The sequence below is a fragment of the Pseudomonas segetis genome (genome assembly GCF_900188155.1).
In the GTDB taxonomy this organism is placed as follows: Bacteria; Pseudomonadota; Gammaproteobacteria; order Pseudomonadales; family Pseudomonadaceae; genus Aquipseudomonas; species Aquipseudomonas segetis.
On sequence record NZ_FZOG01000003.1, the window covers coordinates 508,626 to 526,515 of the forward strand.

Annotated in this window: 15 protein-coding genes; 4 read left to right on the forward strand and 11 right to left on the reverse strand. The window is 58.7% G+C overall.

What is annotated here, in order from left to right; all coding sequences use genetic code 11:
* Nucleotides 1-262 precede the first annotated feature (262 nt).
* Both argE and argA read left to right on the forward strand, forming a co-directional pair.
* Entirely contained in the window at nucleotides 263-1,429 is a 1,167-nt protein-coding gene (gene argE / locus CHB79_RS13580) for an acetylornithine deacetylase (RefSeq protein WP_141133426.1), read from the forward strand.
* Nucleotides 1,430-1,608: 179 nt separating this feature from the next.
* Nucleotides 1,609-2,907 (forward strand): amino-acid N-acetyltransferase, encoded by a 1,299-nt coding sequence (gene argA / locus CHB79_RS13585; RefSeq protein ID WP_010489436.1) that lies wholly within the window; start codon nucleotides 1,609-1,611, stop codon nucleotides 2,905-2,907.
* 104 nt (nucleotides 2,908-3,011) lie between these two features.
* Here the strand turns inward: argA and CHB79_RS13590 are convergent, their stop codons facing one another.
* The 7 genes from CHB79_RS13590 to CHB79_RS13620 form a co-directional block, all read right to left on the reverse strand.
* Complete coding sequence (locus CHB79_RS13590; protein ID WP_089360296.1) at nucleotides 3,012-4,391, reverse strand: nucleobase:cation symporter-2 family protein; 1,380 nt, start codon at nucleotides 4,389-4,391, stop codon at nucleotides 3,012-3,014.
* A gap of 140 nt (nucleotides 4,392-4,531) precedes the next feature.
* Nucleotides 4,532-6,379 carry a dihydroxy-acid dehydratase gene (gene ilvD / locus CHB79_RS13595; RefSeq protein WP_089360297.1) on the reverse strand — a complete coding sequence of 616 codons (1,848 nt, stop codon included), beginning with the start codon at nucleotides 6,377-6,379 and terminating at the stop codon, nucleotides 4,532-4,534.
* Between the two features lie 303 nt (nucleotides 6,380-6,682).
* Nucleotides 6,683-7,534: an ABC transporter permease gene (locus tag CHB79_RS13600; RefSeq protein WP_089360298.1), complete on the reverse strand. Its 852-nt coding sequence runs from the start codon at nucleotides 7,532-7,534 to the stop codon at nucleotides 6,683-6,685.
* Between the two features lie 3 nt (nucleotides 7,535-7,537).
* Nucleotides 7,538-8,770 carry an ABC transporter permease gene (locus CHB79_RS13605; protein WP_010489445.1) on the reverse strand — a complete coding sequence of 411 codons (1,233 nt, stop codon included), beginning with the start codon at nucleotides 8,768-8,770 and terminating at the stop codon, nucleotides 7,538-7,540.
* Between the two features lie 79 nt (nucleotides 8,771-8,849).
* Nucleotides 8,850-9,923 (reverse strand): ABC transporter substrate-binding protein, encoded by a 1,074-nt coding sequence (locus CHB79_RS13610; protein ID WP_089360299.1) that lies wholly within the window; start codon nucleotides 9,921-9,923, stop codon nucleotides 8,850-8,852.
* Between the two features lie 127 nt (nucleotides 9,924-10,050).
* On the reverse strand, nucleotides 10,051-11,169 hold the full coding sequence (locus CHB79_RS13615; protein ID WP_089360300.1) for an ABC transporter ATP-binding protein: 1,119 nt from the start codon (nucleotides 11,167-11,169) through the stop codon (nucleotides 10,051-10,053).
* A gap of 378 nt (nucleotides 11,170-11,547) precedes the next feature.
* Nucleotides 11,548-12,744: a class I SAM-dependent rRNA methyltransferase gene (locus CHB79_RS13620; RefSeq protein WP_089360301.1), complete on the reverse strand. Its 1,197-nt coding sequence runs from the start codon at nucleotides 12,742-12,744 to the stop codon at nucleotides 11,548-11,550.
* 126 nt (nucleotides 12,745-12,870) lie between these two features.
* Between CHB79_RS13620 and mutM the strand changes: the two genes are divergently transcribed.
* On the forward strand, nucleotides 12,871-13,683 hold the full coding sequence (gene mutM, locus CHB79_RS13625) for a bifunctional DNA-formamidopyrimidine glycosylase/DNA-(apurinic or apyrimidinic site) lyase (RefSeq protein WP_089360302.1): 813 nt from the start codon (nucleotides 12,871-12,873) through the stop codon (nucleotides 13,681-13,683).
* Between the two features lie 193 nt (nucleotides 13,684-13,876).
* Nucleotides 13,877-14,224, forward strand: coding sequence for a hypothetical protein (locus CHB79_RS13630; RefSeq protein ID WP_010489456.1), 348 nt, complete (start codon nucleotides 13,877-13,879; stop codon nucleotides 14,222-14,224).
* Nucleotides 14,225-14,333: 109 nt separating this feature from the next.
* On the opposite strand, the gene CHB79_RS13635 is transcribed toward CHB79_RS13630, so the two are convergent.
* The 4 genes from CHB79_RS13635 to eutB form a co-directional block, all read right to left on the reverse strand.
* Nucleotides 14,334-14,954 (reverse strand): LysE family translocator, encoded by a 621-nt coding sequence (locus CHB79_RS13635; RefSeq protein WP_089360303.1) that lies wholly within the window; start codon nucleotides 14,952-14,954, stop codon nucleotides 14,334-14,336.
* A 211-nt stretch (nucleotides 14,955-15,165) separates the two neighbouring features.
* The gene (locus CHB79_RS13640) at nucleotides 15,166-15,936 is read right to left on the reverse strand and encodes a maleate cis-trans isomerase family protein (RefSeq protein WP_089360304.1); all 771 of its coding nucleotides are present in this window, start codon (nucleotides 15,934-15,936) and stop codon (nucleotides 15,166-15,168) included.
* Nucleotide 15,937: 1 nt separating this feature from the next.
* Nucleotides 15,938-16,882, reverse strand: a complete 945-nt coding sequence (locus CHB79_RS13645) for a cyclodeaminase (protein WP_089360305.1) — start codon at nucleotides 16,880-16,882, stop codon at nucleotides 15,938-15,940.
* Entirely contained in the window at nucleotides 16,869-17,864 is a 996-nt protein-coding gene (gene eutB / locus CHB79_RS13650; RefSeq protein WP_089360306.1) for a hydroxyectoine utilization dehydratase EutB, read from the reverse strand. The genes CHB79_RS13645 and eutB overlap by 14 nt, the downstream gene beginning before the upstream one ends.
* Between the last annotated feature and the right edge of the window lie 26 nt (nucleotides 17,865-17,890).

A 17,890-nucleotide genomic window follows, 5' to 3' on the forward strand; every position in this document is an offset into this window, starting at 1 on the left:
TAAGGCCTGGCCATCAACCCGCTAACCTGGGTTGATGGCTAAAAAAACCGCATGGCCCCTCGGGTGCTACAACGCGAAGCTTGTCCACCTTTGCAAGTTCTATGGCCGATACTGGCTCAGCCACGCCGTGGCGGTTTCTGAGAACAGCAGTACGGCGCTCCCTGGGCTGCGTAAGCTTTGCCTTGCACCCTGAAATCAATTCGGTGGTTTAATCCTGGCAGGCGTTGCCTCTATGATGGGGGCTCGCAAGCGGAGGCTGGCCATGAATCTACCGAGCTTTAAAGAGCAATTTGCCGCATTGATTGCCGCGCCGTCGGTGAGCTGCACCCAGGCCCATTGGGATCAGACCAACCGCGCGGTGATCGAGCTGTTGTCGAGTTGGCTGGAAAGCCTTGGCTTTGCCTGCGAGACGCAGGAAGTCACCCCAGGCAAATTTAACCTGCTCGCCAGTTATGGTTCCGGCCCAGGCGGCTTGGTGCTGGCCGGGCACAGCGACACCGTGCCTTTTGATGCCGCCCTGTGGCAGACCGATCCGCTGAGGCTGACCGAGGTCGATGGCCGCTGGCTGGGCCTTGGTTCGTGCGACATGAAAGGTTTCTTTGCGCTGATTATCGAGGCCGTGCAGCCATTGCTCGACCAGCCGTTCAAGCAGCCCTTGCTGATTTTGGCCACCTGCGACGAAGAAAGCTCGATGTCCGGCGCCCGTGCCTTGGCTGATGCCGGGCGACCACTGGGCCGAGCGGCGGTGATTGGCGAGCCGACAGGCCTGAAGCCGATCCGCATGCACAAGGGCATCATGATGGAGCGCATCGATATCCTTGGCCAGAGCGGGCACTCCTCTGATCCCAGCCTGGGCCACAGCGCGCTGGAAGCCATGCAGGCGGTCATGGGCGAGCTGCAACAACTGCGTAGACAGTGGCAGGCCGAGTACCACAACCCGCAATTCACCGTGCCCCAGCCCACACTCAATCTGGGCTGCATCCATGGCGGAGACAACCCCAATCGCATATGCGGGCAATGCTCGCTGGAGTTCGACCTGCGCCCGCTGCCCGGCATGCAGCCGGAGGTGTTGCGTGGGGCAATCCAGCAACGCCTGAAACCACTGGCCGAGCAGCATCAGGTCAAGATTGATTACGCACCCTTATTTCCCAGTGTGCCCCCATTCGAGCAAGCGGCCGATGCCGAGCTGGTGCGCCTGGCGGAACGCTTGACCGGCCATCAGGCTGCCGCAGTGGCGTTTGGCACCGAAGCACCTTATCTTCAGCAACTCGGATGCGAGACGCTGGTACTGGGCCCCGGAGATATCGATTGTGCCCACCAACCGGGCGAATTCCTGGAAATGTCACGTCTTGAGCCGACAGTACGTCTGTTACGTGAGCTGATTAAAAGCTATTGTTTGAACCCATCCAGCGAGCAGCCAAAACCTTGAAGATCCTCTAAAAGGGCAACAAGCTGCTGCAACCAACCTGTATCAGGAGGAGCGTACGCGTGACGAAGTCTCAACTGCGACGATAAAACGGCAAGGCTTTGCTTTTTCATCTGTCTGGCGCCGCAAACGTCTAGCGCGCCGTGTTCTGCGTCATGTACTCGACTCACAGGTTTTAGGGAATGCACGATTACGTCAACTGGTTGCGTCACGCTTCACCTTATATCAACGCCCACCGGGACTGCACATTCGTTGTGATGCTGCCCGGCGACGGCGTTGCCCATGCAAATTTCGGCAATATCGTTCATGACTTGGTGCTGTTGCACAGCTTGGGCGTGCGCCTGGTGCTGGTCCACGGTTCGCGCCCGCAAATTGAGGCGCGGCTCAACGCACGCGGGCTGACACCGCACTTTCATCGCGACCTGCGCATCACCGACAGCCCGACGCTGGAATGCGTGATAGATGCTGTTGGCCAACTGCGTATCGCCATTGAGGCACGCCTGTCGATGGACATGGCTGCCTCGCCGATGCAGGGTGCTCGCTTGCGCATTGCCAGCGGCAACTTCGTCACGGCGCGGCCGATTGGCGTGGTCGATGGCGTGGATTATCACCATACCGGCGAGGTGCGGCGTATCGACCGCAAGGGTATTGGTCGCTTGCTGGATGAGCGCAGCATTGTCCTGCTCTCGTCGCTGGGCTATTCACCGACCGGGGAGATTTTCAACCTGGCCTGTGAAGATGTCGCCACGCGCGCCGCGATTGACCTGTCTGCCGACAAGCTGATCCTTTACAGCCCGGAACAAGGTTTGCTCGATGAAGACGGCAAGCTGGTGCGTGAACTCTTGCCGCAACAGGTGCCAGCCTATGTGCAGCGCCTTGGCAGTAATTATCAGGCTGAGCTGCTTGATGCGGCCGCCCAGGCCTGCCGTGATGGTGTGAGGCGCACCCATATTGTCAGCTATATCGAAGACGGCGCGCTGCTCAACGAGTTGTTCACCCGCACGGGCAACGGCACCCTGGTTGCGCAAGAGCAGTTTGAGTCGATCCGCGAGGCGACCATTGAAGATGTCGGTGGCTTGATCGAGCTTATCAGTCCGCTGGAGGATCAGGGCATTCTGGTGCGGCGTTCGCGTGAGGTGCTTGAGCGTGAAATCGAGCAGTTCAGTATCGTTGAGCGCGAAGGGCTGATCATCGCCTGCGCCGCGCTCTACCCAATTGCGGATTCCGATTACGGCGAGCTGGCGTGCCTGGCGGTCAATCCAGCCTATCGCCACGGTGGTCGCGGCGATGAGCTGCTTGAGCGTATTGAAGAGCGGGCGCGGGCCCTGGGCCTGAAAAACCTGATGGTGCTCACCACGCGAACCGCTCATTGGTTCCGCGAGCGCGGCTTCAGCCCTAGCGGTGTCGAGCGCCTGCCAGCGGCAAGGGCCTCGCTGTATAACTTCCAGCGCAACTCCAAGGTGTTTGAAAAGCCGCTGTGAGGCTGTGTTGGTTAGCCGTTGCAGTGGTAGCGTCATCCACCCTACAGGGGTAATGCCTGTAGGGTGGACAACGCACCGATGTCCAGGCCACCACTGGCGTCGGGCTACTTCTGTGATGGCTGTTCTGGTAAAAACCAGTTGAGCAGCAGCGCGCTGATACCGCCGGTGGCCACGCCGGATTCCAGCACATTGCGCAGCGCCGCAGGCATGTGCGCAAGAAATTCCGGCACCTGCGACACGCCCAATCCCAGCGCCAGTGACACTGAAATAATCAGCAGGGCGCGGCGATCAAGCTGGATACTGGCAAGAATATTGATCCCCGAAGCCGCCACTGCGCCAAACATCACCAAGGCGGCGCCGCCCAATACTGGTTCCGGCACGGCTTGAATCACCCCTGCAACGCTTGGAAACAAGCCAAGCAGGATCAACATCGCGGCAATCCAAAGACCGACATGCCGGCTGGCCACACCGGTAAGCTGGATCACGCCGTTGTTCTGCGCAAACACCGAGCTGGGGAAAGTATTGAACACACCAGCCAGCAACGAGTTGGCGCCATTGACCAGCACGCCGCCCTTGATGCGCTGCATCCATTGCGGGCCGTCCACCGGCTTGCCGGAAATCTTGCTGGTGGCCGTGATATCGCCAATGGCTTCCAGCGAGGTCACCAGGTAAATCACCAGCATTGGGATAAACAACGCCCAGGAAAAGCCAAGCCCGAAATGCAGCGGGACGGGCAGTTGAAATGCAGCTGCCTGGTGCATACCGCTAAAGTCCAGGCGCCCCATATAGGCTGCCATTGCGTAACCGGCGGCCAGGGCGATCACAATGGCGCAGCTGCGCATCCATACCACCGGGATGCGGTTGAGTATGACGATGATCGCCAGCACTGTGCCCGACAGCATCAGGTTCTCGGCATTGGCGAAGGTGCCATTGCCCATCGCGCTATAGCCGCCACCCATGCTGATCAAGCCAACCTTGATCAGCGTCAGGCCAATCATCAGCACCACGATGCCGGTCACCAGCGGCGTAATCAGGCGTTTAACAAAGGGCAGGATGCGTGATACGCCCATTTCAACGAATGAGCCGGCGATGACCACACCGAAAATGGCCGCCATCACTGCTTCCACCGGGGTGCCTTGCTTGACCATCAATGCGCCGCCTGCAATCAGCGGCCCGACGAAGTTGAAGCTGGTGCCTTGCACAATCAGCAAGCCAGCGCCAAAGGGGCCGAAGCGTTTGCATTGGACAAAGGTGGCAATCCCGGAGATCACCAGCGACATCGACACGATCAGGTTGGTGTCGCGGGCCGACACGCCCAGCGCCTGACAAATCAACAAGCCGGGGGTGACGATGGGAACGATGATCGCCAGCAAGTGCTGGAGTGCCGCGACCAGGGCAATCAAAGGCTTGGGCCGGGCATCGGGGCCGTACACCAGTTCGCTTTGAGTCGGCTCAGGTAGGGGAGAATCTGCCAGGGAAGTCATACAGCCGTCCGCCAAAAAGCCGCGATTCTACAGAATTGTGCTTGGGTGGACGATGCTTGGCTGACCTGAGGTCAGTCGTGGGTTGTTCAACGCTGTGGATAAAATGATGGAAGCCGCTATAAAGCGGCTTCCGGTATGGCTCAGGGCACCAGTTTGTCGAGCAATGCCTTGTCGCGCACCGCGCCTTTGTCGGCGCTGGTGGCGAGCAGGGCGTAGGCCCTGAGCGCCGTGGTCACCTTGCGGGTGCGTGGCGCTGCTGGTTTCCAGCCTTTTTTGTCTTGCTCGGCACGGCGTGCGGCCAGTTCCTCATCGCTGATCAACAGGTTGATGCTGCGCTGATGGATGTCGATAAGGATCTTATCGCCTTCCTGAACCAGGCCAATTGCGCCACCGGCAGCGGCTTCTGGCGAAGCGTGGCCGATGGACAAGCCGGAGGTGCCGCCGGAGAAACGACCGTCAGTGAGCAAGGCGCAGGCTTTGCCCAGGCCCTTGGATTTCAGGTAGCTGGTTGGATAGAGCATTTCCTGCATGCCCGGGCCGCCCTTGGGGCCTTCGTAGCGGATAATGACGATATCGCCTTCCTTGACCTCGTCATTGAGGATGCCCTTGACCGCGCTGTCCTGGCTTTCGAAGATTTTGGCGCTGCCTTCAAACACATGGATCGACTCATCGACGCCGGCGGTCTTAACCACGCAGCCATCGAGCGCGATGTTGCCGTAGAGCACGGCCAGGCCGCCTTCCTGGGAGTAGGCGTTGGCCACGCTGCGGATGCAGCCATTGGCGCGGTCGTCATCCACGGTATCCCAGCGGGTCGACTGGCTGAACGCGGTTTGTGTTGGAATGCCAGCCGGGCCGGCACGGAAGAAGGTATGCACCGCTTCGTCCTGGGTCTGGGTGATGTCCCATTGGGCGATCGCTTCAGCCATGCTCGGGCTGTGGATGGTCGCTACATCGGTGTGTAGCAGGCCGCCACGCGCCAGTTCGCCGAGGATCGAGAAGATCCCGCCGGCACGGTGCACGTCTTCCATGTGGTATTTCTGGATGTTCGGCGCCACTTTGCACAGCTGCGGGATCTTGCGTGACAGGCGGTCGATGTCGCGCAGGTCAAAGGCAATCTCGCCTTCTTGCGCGGCGGCCAGCAAGTGCAGGATGGTGTTGGTCGAGCCGCCCATGGCGATGTCCAGGCTCATGGCGTTTTCGAATGCCTTGAAGTTGGCCACGTTGCGCGGCAGCACCGAGTCGTCGTTTTCGCCGTAGTAGCGTTGGCACAGCTCTACCGCCAGGCGACCGGCGCGCAGGAACAGTTGTTCACGGTCCGCGTGAGTGGCCAGGGTCGAGCCATTGCCCGGCAAGGCCAGGCCCAGCGCTTCCATCAGGCAGTTCATCGAGTTGGCGGTGAACATCCCTGAGCAACTGCCGCAGGTTGGGCAGGCGCTGCGTTCGTATTCGGCAACTTTCTCATCCGATGCGTTTTCGTCAGCGGCAATCACCATGGCGTCAACCAGGTCCAGGCCATGATTGGCGAGCTTGGTTTTGCCCGCTTCCATCGGCCCGCCGGAGACGAATACCACCGGGATGTTCAGGCGCAAGGCAGCCATCAGCATGCCGGGGGTGATTTTGTCGCAGTTGGAGATGCAGACAATGGCGTCGGCGCAGTGGGCGTTGACCATGTATTCAACCGAGTCGGCGATGATTTCGCGACTTGGCAGCGAATAGAGCATGCCGTCGTGACCCATGGCGATGCCGTCATCGACCGCGATGGTATTGAACTCCTTCGCCACGCCGCCGGCTTTTTCGATCTCGCGGGCGACCAGTTGGCCCATGTCCTTGAGGTGGACGTGGCCAGGTACGAACTGGGTGAAGGAGTTGGCGATGGCAATAATCGGCTTCTTGAAATCCTCATCCTTCATGCCAGTGGCACGCCATAGGGCACGGGCGCCAGCCATGTTGCGGCCGTGGGTGGAGGTTTTCGAGCGATAATCAGGCATGACGGGTTCCTGCAGCTAATAACGGTTGGCGGGCGCCTGTGAAAACAACTGCGGCGGGTAACTCAGTGGTTTTTACAGACGCCCTTATATACGTAGGGTGAGCCGGGTTCAGGCACAACGCAAACGGAAATGTCCGGGTGTTGGTCTGAGGTCGCTTGTGGCGCAGGGTTAGCGCTGCAGCGACCAGCTCCGCCGAGGTGTGGCAGGAGACTTCTGATTCTAATCCCTGCAAGCGGTTTGGCGAAAGTGTTGCTGCAACTTACGGACGAGTCGTTCGCCGGTGCCGACGGGGCAACTGGCTGGTCAGGCCTCGACGCCGCGCAAGCGTGCTGAGCGGCGGCGCAGCAGTTCGATGGTCACCAGCATGATGATCGAGAGGATGATCAGCAGCGTGGCAATCGCCAGAATGCTTGGGTTGATCTGCTCGCGCAGCCCCGAGAACATCTGCCGGGGAATGGTGCGCTGCTGCGGCCCGGCCATGAACAGGATCACCACCACTTCGTCGAACGAGGTGATAAAGGCGAACAGCGCGCCGGAAATAACTCCGGGGCGAATCAGCGGCATGATGATGTCCCAGAACACGCGGACAGGTCGTGCGCCCAGGTTCAGGCCCGCTCGCACCAATGAATAGTCGAAGCCCGCCAGAGTCGCAGTCACCGTAATGATGACAAAGGGTGTGCCGAGCGCGGCGTGGGCCAGGATCACCCCAAGATAATTGCCTGCCAGGCCAAGGTCCGAGTAGAAGAAGAACATACCGGCGGCGGTGATGATCAGCGGCACAATCATTGGCGAAAGCAGTAGCGCGGTGATCAAGCGTCGCGCAGGCATGTCGTCGCGTGCCAGCCCAACTGCGGCGCAGGTGCCCAGGGCCGTGGCGATAATCGTTGCGCAGATGCCGATAAAGAAACTGTTCTGGATGGCCAGAATCCATTTCGGGTCACTGAAGATCGCGCTATACCAGCGCAATGAATACGCCTCGGGCTGGAACGTCAGCATGCCCTTGGTAAAGCTAAAGAAAGGTTCGGTGTTAAACGACAGCGGGATGATCACCAGAATCGGCATGATCAGGAAAAACAGCACCAGCCATGAGGTGCTTTTCAGCAGCCATGAGCCGAGTCGATACCAGAAACCGAAATATGCAGGAGCCTTGGTCATGATCTAACCCAACTTGATATTGCTGGCGCCGACAAAACGGTCGTACAGCCAGTAAAGCAACAGAATCAGCGCGAGCAATAGCGAGCCCAGCGCGGCAGCCAGTTCCCAGTTGTTCGAGCGCTGCATGTGGAAGGCGATGATATTGCTGATCATCTGGCCGTCGGTGCCGCCGACCAGTGCCGGGGTAATGTAGTAGCCAACCGAGATGATAAAGACCAGCAAGGCTCCAGCGCTCAGGCCGGGCAGGGTCATTGGCAGGTAGATCTTGGCGAAGGCCGGGATGGGTTTATCCCCCAGCGACAAGGCGGCGCGCATATAGCTTGGGTCAATGCCGCGCATCACGCTGTACAGCGGCAAGATCATGAATGGCAACAGAATGTGGGTCATGGCGACCACGGTGGCGAACGAGGTATAGAGCATCTCGAACGGCTCATTGGTCAAGCCGACGCCCATCAGGAACGAGTTGATTACCCCGTTGGTCTGCAACAGTGCAATCCACGCCGTGGTACGCACCAGTAGCGATGTCCAGAACGGCAGCAATACCAACACCAGCAGCAAGTTCGCGCGATTTTCCGAAAGGCCGGCCAAATAGTAGGAAAGCGGGTAGCCCAGTGCGGCGCACAGCAGGGTGATGACCAGCGCCATGGTCAGGGTCTTGCTGTAAAGCTGCAGGTAGATTTGGGTCTCTTCGCGTACCTGGATGCCTGTGTCGGGCTTCAACTCAAGGTCGAGTGCAGTCAGGTAATAGTCGTAGGTATATTTTTCGCCTGCGCGCTGGATGGCATACCAAAGATCGGTGCGTTGCCACTTGGGGTTGGCGTCGAGCAGGGTTTGGGCGCCTTTGTCCCTGAGATCGTCTCCCTTGAGCTTGGCGACTTTACGGGCGGTGGATTTAACCACGCTGGACATGCCGGTGTAGGCTCGGTTGAACTCCTCTGCGAGCTTGCCGGACAGGCGTTCTTTGGCCAGCCCATTAAGTTCGACAGCAAAAATCTGCAATGTGTGCTGATCGGGTACGGCTTTACCGTCCCAGTCTTTCAGGGCTTCGAGGGTGTGCGGAATCAGCTCGGCCACTGTCGGGTGATGCACGCTGCGCCAGAGCATGCTGGCGATGGGCGCAACGAAGGTCAGTAAAATAAACACCAGCAGTGGCACCACGAACATAAACGCAGTGATGCGTTTCTTGCGTTGTGCGCTGGCTGCTTGTCTGGCTTCGGTGGTGGTTAACGATGACAAGCCTGAACTCCGTCGTCCTGGATAAATGGTCAAGCCCGCTGAGCCGTGGTGGCTCTGGCCCAGCGGGTGGCGGATTTACTTACTTGAGCAACCACTCGTTGAATTTTTCACCGAGCGACTCGCCGTAGTCGGCCCAGAACTCAGAACCGGCACGGATGCCTTTGTCCAGGTGCGCTGTTGGCAGGTGCGGTGCGGCGGCAGGGTCCATCATAGGCGTCGAAGATTTGCGGGTTGGGCCATAAGCCACATCGCTCATGCCTGCCAGGGGTTTGGATTGGGTGGCGTAGGCGATGAACTTGAACGCCAGGTCTTTTTTCGGCGAACCTTTCAGCACTGCCCAGGCGTCGAGGTCATAGACGTGGCCGTCCCAGACGATAACGAAAGGCTTGCCTTCCTTGCGGATCGAGTCATAGAAGCGACCGTTGGCCGATTGCACCAGCACCGCGCCGCCGTCGTTAAGCAGTTGTGGTGCCTGCGACCAGGAGTCGAACCAGACGATGTCTTTCTTGATGGTGTCGAGCTTCTTGAAGGCGCGTTCCTGGCCTTCAGGTGTTGCCAGCACTTCATAGACATCCTTAGGCGCAACGCCGTCAGCCATCAATGCCCATTCCATGTTGACCTGAGGACGCTTGCGCATGGCGCGCTTGCCTGGGATCTTGGCCGTGTCGAAGAAGTCGGCGATGCTGGTTGCCTTGGTATTGCCGATGGTTTTTTCGTTGTAGGCATAGACTACCGACCAGACAATATTGCCGATGGCGCATTCGTTGGACAGGGCGTCGGGGATGAAGTCTTTTTCGGCCGGTGTACCGTCTGCGCCAGCTGGCAGGATGTCATGCGGAATAGTTTCCAGCAGCCCTTCGGAGCAGGCGCGCTCGAGGTCGATAACTTCAACGTCGACCACGTCCCACTGGATATTGCCGGACTCGACTTGAGCCTTCATCTCGGCAACGCCGCCCGAGTAATCCTCGAACAGAACCTTGACCCCAGTGTCTTTCTGGAAGGGATCGATCATGTGGTTCTTTTGCGCAGCGCCATATGAGCCGCCCCATGAAACCACGGTCAAGCTTTCCTCTGCGTGTGCCCCCAGCGACGCCAAACCCATGGCGGCCGCTAGGGCGAAAGCGGAAATTCCAGTGCTCAGTGATCTAGCCATATCAGTGCTCCATTACCTGTTTTTATGTGGTGGAAAACTACTGCTCTAGAGGTTGTTGCGACAGTCCATTGCGTTGTTGATCGGTCATGACCTCGCTCGCTTTTGGCGTGGCTATGCTCGGCCGTTCCTAGGTCGCTGCTTGAGCCTGTGGCCGGTCCAGCGCCTGGCTGTCTATTGCCAGCCAGGCCAGTGCGACCTCTTCTTGGGCGCTGAACTGCGGTGCAGAACTGTCGTTGAGGTTCTTGACCACCAACTCGGTCTTGTCTGCAGTTTCGAACTGGTAGCGAATGTATTCACCGACATAGTGGCGGGCGACGAAGCGTGCCTTGATCTGGTTGCCGGTGGTGCCAAGCCGGTCGGTAAAGGTGAGTTTCTCGGGGCGGATCGAAATGGTGGTCGGCGCGCCGATTTCAGTGCAGTTGGCCTTTAGGCAACTGACCTGTGCGCCGTCTTCGAGACGCACTGTTACTGTGTCGGTCTCGACCGAGGCAATGGTGCCCCTGAGTGTGTTGCTCTCGCCAATAAAGCCTGCAACGAACAGGTTGGCCGGGCGCTCATACAAGACGTGCGGCGCCGCGCATTGCTGGACGATGCCATTGTTGAATACCGCAATGCGGTCGCTCATGGTCAGCGCTTCGGTCTGGTCATGGGTGACGTAGATTACGGTGAAGCCCAATTGGTCATGGAGGCGCTTGATTTCAAACTGCATCTGCTCGCGCAGCTTCTTATCCAACGCGCCAAGGGGTTCATCCATCAATACGATATCGGGGGCGAAAATCAGCGCGCGGGCCAGTGCCACGCGCTGGCGCTGGCCACCGGAAAGCTGGCCGGGATGGCGATTGCCAAAATCCTGCAGTTCAACCAGCGCCAGGTATTCATCGACCTTGGCGTTGATTTCATCCTTGGCCATCTTGCGGACTTTCAAGGGGTAGGCAAGGTTTTCACGCAGGGTCATGTGCGGAAACAGCGCGTACTGCTGGAAGACCATGCCGATGTTGCGCTGGTAGGGCGCAATGCTGGTCACAGGGCGGCCGTTGATGAGGATTTCGCCGCTGGTTACGTCTTCGAAGCCAGCGAGCATCATCAGGCAGGTGGTCTTGCCTGAGCCAGATGGGCCGAGCAGGGTGATGAATTCGCCCTTGGCTACATCGAGGTTGAAGTCTTTGACCACAAGGCTCTTGTGGTCGTAGGTCTTTTTTACGTTGGTGAATTGCAGGAACGGTTTGTCCCCAGCTTGATCAGCCATACATCTCCCCGCCCGAAAACAAAAACAAGCTCCGGCTCATGACCAGAACCTGTGTACTTTTATCAGCAGTAGCGCCTGCTCATCTGCGATCTGCTGTTATTGACCCGTTTATGCACCAGAGCAAAGCAATTAACACGCCAAGCCAAACAAATGGTCCATTTGATGGGGCGTAGGGTCGATAAAATCGGTCGCGAGCTTGGCACTTGGCCATCAAGGTGTAGAAAGCAGTAACAGCAGCAGGGCAAAAAAAGTAACGGGCACCGATCTGCTCGCACCGCATTAGTGCGTGGTCGTCTCGGGTATGCGGGGCAGGCCGTGGTTGGCGAGTGCTACCCTGCCACATTCAGCGATTGTGAATGTGGCAGGTGCAAGGAGGCTTTAGCTATTTGGCAGCAACCGGCAAGTCAGGCTCTTGATGTAACGTGTTTCGAGAATGGCTGGATGCACCGGGTGATCCGGGCCCTGCGCGCCGCGCTCAAGCAACTGGATATTGCGGTCCAGGTGACGTGCGCTGGTCAGCAAGATGTTCTGCAGGTCGTCTTCCGGCAGGTGCATGGAGCAGGAAGCGCTGACCAGGATCCCGTCTTTATTGAGCAAGCGCATGGCCTGCTCATTGAGGCGGCGATAAGCGGCCTCGCCGTTCTTCATGTCTTTTTTGCGCTTGATAAACGCGGGTGGATCGACAATCACTACATCAAAGCGCTCTTCGGCCGACTTCAATTCCTTGAGCGCGGCGAAGGCATCGCCTTCAACGCAGATTACCTGCTCGGATAAGCCATTGAGCGTGGCATTACGTTCAACGCCGTCCAGGGCAAAGCTTGAGGCGTCGACGCACATGACTTCAGTGGCGCCAAACGCGGCTGCCTGCACGCCCCAGCCACCGATATAGCTGAACAGGTCCAGCACCCGCTTGCCCTTGACGTAGGGCGCCAGGCGAGCGCGGTTCATGCGGTGGTCATAGAACCAGCCGGTTTTCTGGCCCTCGATGACCGGCGCTTCGAACTTAACGCCGTTTTCTTCCAGCGCCACCCATTCAGGCACCACGCCAAAGGCGGTGTCGACATAACGCTCAAGGCCTTCGGCGTCGCGGGCGGCCGAGTCGTTCTTGAACAGGATACCGCTGGGCTTGACCACCTGAATCAATGCGGCGAGCACATCATCTTTGTGTCGTTCCATGGTGGCGGACGCCAGTTGCACCACCAGGATGTCGAAGAAACGGTCGACCACCAAGCCAGGCAACAGGTCAGAGTCGCCGTAGATCAGGCGATAGCAAGGCTTGTCGAACAGGCGCTCGCGCAGGCTCAATGCCACGTTGATGCGATGCACCAGCAAGGATTTGTCCAGCACATGCTTGATGTCACGCGACAGCAGGCGCGCGCAGATCAGGTTGTTCGGGCTCAGCGCCACAACCCCAAGCGGCTTGCCGCCAGCGGCCTCGAGAATCGCCTGGTCACCAGCGGCAAAAGCGTTGAGCGGGGTGGCAGCGACATCAATTTCGTTACTGTAGACCCAAAGGTGGCCGGCGCGCAGGCGTCGGTCGGCATTGGCTTTCAGGCGCAGGCTTGGCAGGGACATTGGGCACTCTCCGGAAAAAGAGCGAAATTATAGCGCAGTAGCAGCCCTTGGCGCCTGTGTCTGCTGGTTTTAGCCATGGGATCATGGGAATATTAGTGGCTGAAATACCTCAAGAAATGGCGGCCCATGCCCGAATTACCTGAAGTCGAAACTACCCGTCGCGGCATCGCGCCTCATCTGGTCGGCCAACGTATCAGCCGGGTCATAGTGCGTGACCGGCGTTTGCGCTGGCCGATTCCCGAGGACCTGGACATTGTGGTTTCGGGGCAGCGGGTCGAAGCCGTCGAGCGACGGGCCAAGTACCTGTTGATCAAGCTCGAAACCGGCAGCCTGATCAGCCATCTGGGCATGTCTGGCAACTTGCGGCTGGTGCCCTGTGGCTCCCCCGCAGGCAAACACGAACATGTCGATATCGAGCTGGAGTCGGGGATGGCGCTGCGCTACACCGACCCGCGCCGTTTTGGCGCGCTGCTCTGGAGCCAGGCGCCACTGGAACATGTGCTGCTGAGCAAGCTGGGGCCGGAACCGCTGACTGAAGCCTTTTCAGGTGAGCGCCTGTATGAAAAATCCCGTGGTCGCTCGATGGCGGTCAAGCCATTCATCATGGATAACGCCGTGGTGGTCGGTGTGGGTAACATTTATGCGACCGAAGCCTTGTTTGCCGCCGGGATTGACCCGCGTCGCGAGGCCGGCAGCATTTCCAAGGCGCGCTATGCCAAGCTGGCGCTGGAGATCAAGCGCATCCTGGCCCACGCCATCGAACGTGGCGGCACCACCTTGCGCGATTTTATCGGCGGTGACGGCCAGCCCGGTTATTTCCAGCAAGAGCTTTTCGCCTATGGGCGTGGCGGTGAATTCTGCAAGGTCTGCGGCAGCACATTGCGTGAGCTCAAGCTGGGGCAGCGCGCCAGTGTCTATTGTGGACGGTGCCAACGCTAGGTCGTTATTGCAGGTCAGTCAGGCGTTTTGGCGACGTCGAGATACCGCCAAAGAGTGATGCAGTCTGCGTTATCAAGGCAAAGAGTCGGTTCAACGGTGGTTGTGCACGGATATTGAAGTTAATCACGCTGACAATTGGCGCAGCGCTGATATAGTTATAAGCACTGACTCTGTATCGTTGAAGGATTACTCCATGAATCTGTTTCGCTCGATCGCTGTTGTCCTGGCGCTTTCCTCTGGCCTGCTGGCACTCCCGGCGTCGGCTGAAGTGGTTCGGGAAGACGTCAACACCAGTGGCGATCCTATCTACACTGCTGATGCGCCAAAGGCCTATTCCATGATTGGCGATTTGCTGATCGCACGCCCACTGCTGATTGGTGCAACCATCATTGGCACGGCTGCATTTATCGTCAGCCTGCCATTTACTGCGCTCGGCGGTAACATTGATGAAGCCGCTACCGCGTTGATTCAGGAGCCTGGTCGCGAGGCGTTCCAGCGTTGCCTGGGTTGCACCAGCGTAGGCTACAAAGGCAATAACTGAGTTCTACCCAAAGCAAAAAACCGGCGGTGAATGCCGGTTTTTTTGTGCCCGAAAAAGGCAATGGCAGCACTCACGTGCCCAGGGTATCAGGCGAGCCCGCTAATGTTCGTCAGGCCCGACGTGCCATCAAGAGTATCGAGGCGGCAGTGGACAATAGTCCGGCACAGCATCGATTGAAGATCTTCTGGCCCCAAGGCTGGGCAAACCAGCGGCGCATATGCAATCCAATGTATGCGTAGATGCCGATCGCGATCCATTCCAATGCCAGGAAACATAATCCAAGGACTGTAAATTGAGCGCCAATGCCTGCTGCCGGATCAATAAACTGTGGCAGGAATGCGGTAAATATCAGGATGGCCTTGGGGTTGCCTGCCGCGACGAGGAACTCCTGGCGTGCCAGGGTCCATAAATCTGCGTGAGTGTGTTCGGGCTCGGATTCGGCTTTTGTCGGCGCGCCCCATAGCTGGTAGGCCAGGTAGAACAGGTAGCCAGCGCCAATTATCTTGATCCCATGGAAGACCAGTTCCGAGGTTTGTAGCACCATAGCCAAACCCGCCGCCGCCAGTGCGATCATGATCGCGAAGGCCAGCAAGCGCCCGGCGCCCGCGATACAGGATGTACGCAGTCCGTATCGGGTTGCATTGCTGATAGACAGCAGGTTGTTCGGCCCGGGCGCCATATTCAAGGCAAAGCACGCGGGCAGGAATAAGGCTAACGTCGCAAGCTCCATGCGCGCCTCCATGATGATTCGGTGCCAATGCTACATTTTCAGCCCCGGGCGCACCATCAGGTGTCGACCATTGTTGGCTGTGCACCTGGGAGGATTTTCAAGTTTTGCGGTACTTGAGTGCGGGTGGGCGAGCTTCGCGTTGCCGCACCCTAGGTTGAAGCTCTGGCGGACAGGGTTTCTTTGTTTGCCGTTGGGGCTGGAAATCATTGGCTCAACGCAGCAGGCTGCCAAAGTTTTGCGGACGATGGATGCAGTTGGTCAGTTGCAGTGCGTGCCAAAACAGCGCCTGGTTGCTGGAAATGACCGGCAAACCCAGGCGCTGCTCCAGTTCGTCCAACAGCTCAAGGCTGTGCAGGTTGGTGCATGACAGGAACAGTGCATCTGCTTTGCTGCCAAGCAACAACTGCTCGGCTGCCTGGGCAATGGCATCAGCTGGAATCCTTGGGATCAAGGCGTCATCGAGTACGGCAAAGGTGCCGAATGCGCTGATTTCCAACCCCGCTTGTTGCAAGCCGAGGTATATGGGGTAATTGACCTCGCCGATATAGGGTGTGAGCACCGCCACCTTTCGGGCGTTCAACTCACGCAATGCAGCCTTGACCGCACTCCACGGGTTGGTCACCGCAATGCCTGGATGAGCCAGGTTGATCAGCCGGCTGACTTCCTGTTCGCCAATCAAGATGCTGCCTGAAGTACAACCGAAGGCGAGCACATCGAGGGGTAGGCCCGGGACCAACAAGGCGGCAGATTGCGTCAGGTCTTGCGCCATTCTACGCAAGCCATCGGGGGTTACTGTCGGGCTGCAGGGGGTGCGCGTGCTGTACAACTCAACCCGCTCGCCAAGCAGCTGGCGCCATTCGTTTTCCAGGGTGAAGTCGCTGGCCAGCTGGATCAGGCCAATACGCACGCGACCATTGTCGCAGGCGCTTTGGTGGTCGAAATGTTGTTGCACGGCCTGAAACTCGGCGAAGCTTTCGATCATTTCAAGCGTCCTCAAGCAGACGCGCGGCATAGTTGGCGATTGCGGTGTCCTGCACGCCGGTGCCGGTCAGGTCGCAGACGGTGATTTGCTGGTCACTGTTACGCACGGATTGCTGGTTGCTGATCAAGCTGCCGAGCTCTAAAACTTCGCGTTGCAACGCGGGCGCGTGATGCAGTTCGCCGAGCGCGCGCGACTGGCTGATACGGTCGACCACCAGCACATCGGCGCTGGCCAGAATTGTCGGATGCAGTTCGTTCTTGTGCGGGTTGTCCGAGCCCATGGCTGTGACATGCACGCCTTTGGGCAGGTCCGACCAATTCAGCACAGGTTCCCGCGCCGGGGTGGTCGTGACCACGATGTCAGCTTGCGCGCAGGCGCTGGCAGCGTTGTCGTGCACCTTCACATTGAGCGCGTATTGATCCTGCATGCGGGTTGCGTAAGCCTGTGCCTTGCTCGGGTCTCGGCTGTAGACATGAACCTCGCGGATATCGCGCACCAGGCGCAGGGCTGCGACTTGCAACTCTGCCTGCACCCCCGCGCCGATCACCGCAACCCGTTGTGAGTTGGTGCGTGACAGGTGTTTGGCGGCAATAGCGCCAGCCAGCGCGGTACGAATATCGGTCAGGTAGCCTTCGTCGAACAATACTGCATCGACCAGCCCGGTCTTGGCTGAAAACAGCAGCATCAAGCCGTTGAGGCTGGGCAGCCCGAGGCTCGGGTTGTCGAAAAAGCCGGGGCTGATCTTGATGGCAAAGCGTGGCCAGCCATGAATGTGGGCGGTTTTGACATCCACCTCGCCATTGCTTTCGGCGATGTTCATGCTCAGGATCGGCGGCATTTCAACCTCGGCACGGCCAAGCGCAGCAAAGCCTGCCTCAACTGCCTCAAGTGCTGCGCAGTCGAGCTTGACCACTTCGGCTATCTGGTGCCGGTTATAAATCTGCATAGTTGGGCTCTCCCGCGAGATGACAGGCTTGGGCAAAGCTGTTGTTGGATAGATTCTGGCCGCTGATCACCAGCGCAACCTGCTTGCCGCGCAGGTCAATTTGATGTTGTTCAATCGCGGCGATACCTACCGCCGCCGCGCCTTCTACAACCAGGCGCTCATGGTTGAACAGGTGCAGCATGGCGCGGGCAATTTGCTGTTCGTCCACGCGATAGCCGCGATCCATGTAGCGTTGCGTCATGGCGAATGTCCAGGCGTTATCAAGGCCAATGCCGCCACCCAGGCTGTCTGCCAGCGAAGCTACTTCCTGCACTTGCACCGGTTGTCCCGCAGCAAGGCTTTCAAGCATGGCCGCGCCTTGATTCATGCTGACGCCGATGACTTCTGCGTGGGGATTGATCGATTTGACGGCCAGGCCAACCCCTGCAATCAAGCCGCCACCGGAAAGCCCGGCGAAGACGGTATCGATCTGCGGTTGTTGCTGGATGATCTCCAGCCCGCAAGTGCCTTGCCCGGCGATCACCAGCGGGTCATCAAAGGGCGAAATATAGGCCAGGCCTTCTTCCTGTTGCAGGCGTCGCGCTTCGATGTCTGCGTCATCTTGGGTGTCACCGACAATGACCACCTGCGCACCGCTTTCGCGCAAGGCGGCAACCTTGTTGTCCGGCACCAGCTTCGAGATGCAAACCGTCACGGCAATCCCCAGATGCTGGCCGGCATAGGCCAGTGCACGACCAAAGTTGCCGGTCGACATGGTTACCACGCCACGTTCACGCTGGGCCTTATCCAGCCCCAGTAAAGCGTTGACCGCACCGCGCAACTTGAATGCGCCAGTGGGTTGCAGGTTGTCGAGCTTGAGCCAGACATTGCAATCCCAGCGGCGTGACAGCGATTCGCTGCGCAACAGCGGTGTGCGCTCAGCCAGCCCGGCAATGCGTTGCTGGGCCAGATAGATGTCTTTGAGGGTCAGTTCGTTTTGCATATTGTCCGCCGTCCAGGCTTTGGCAA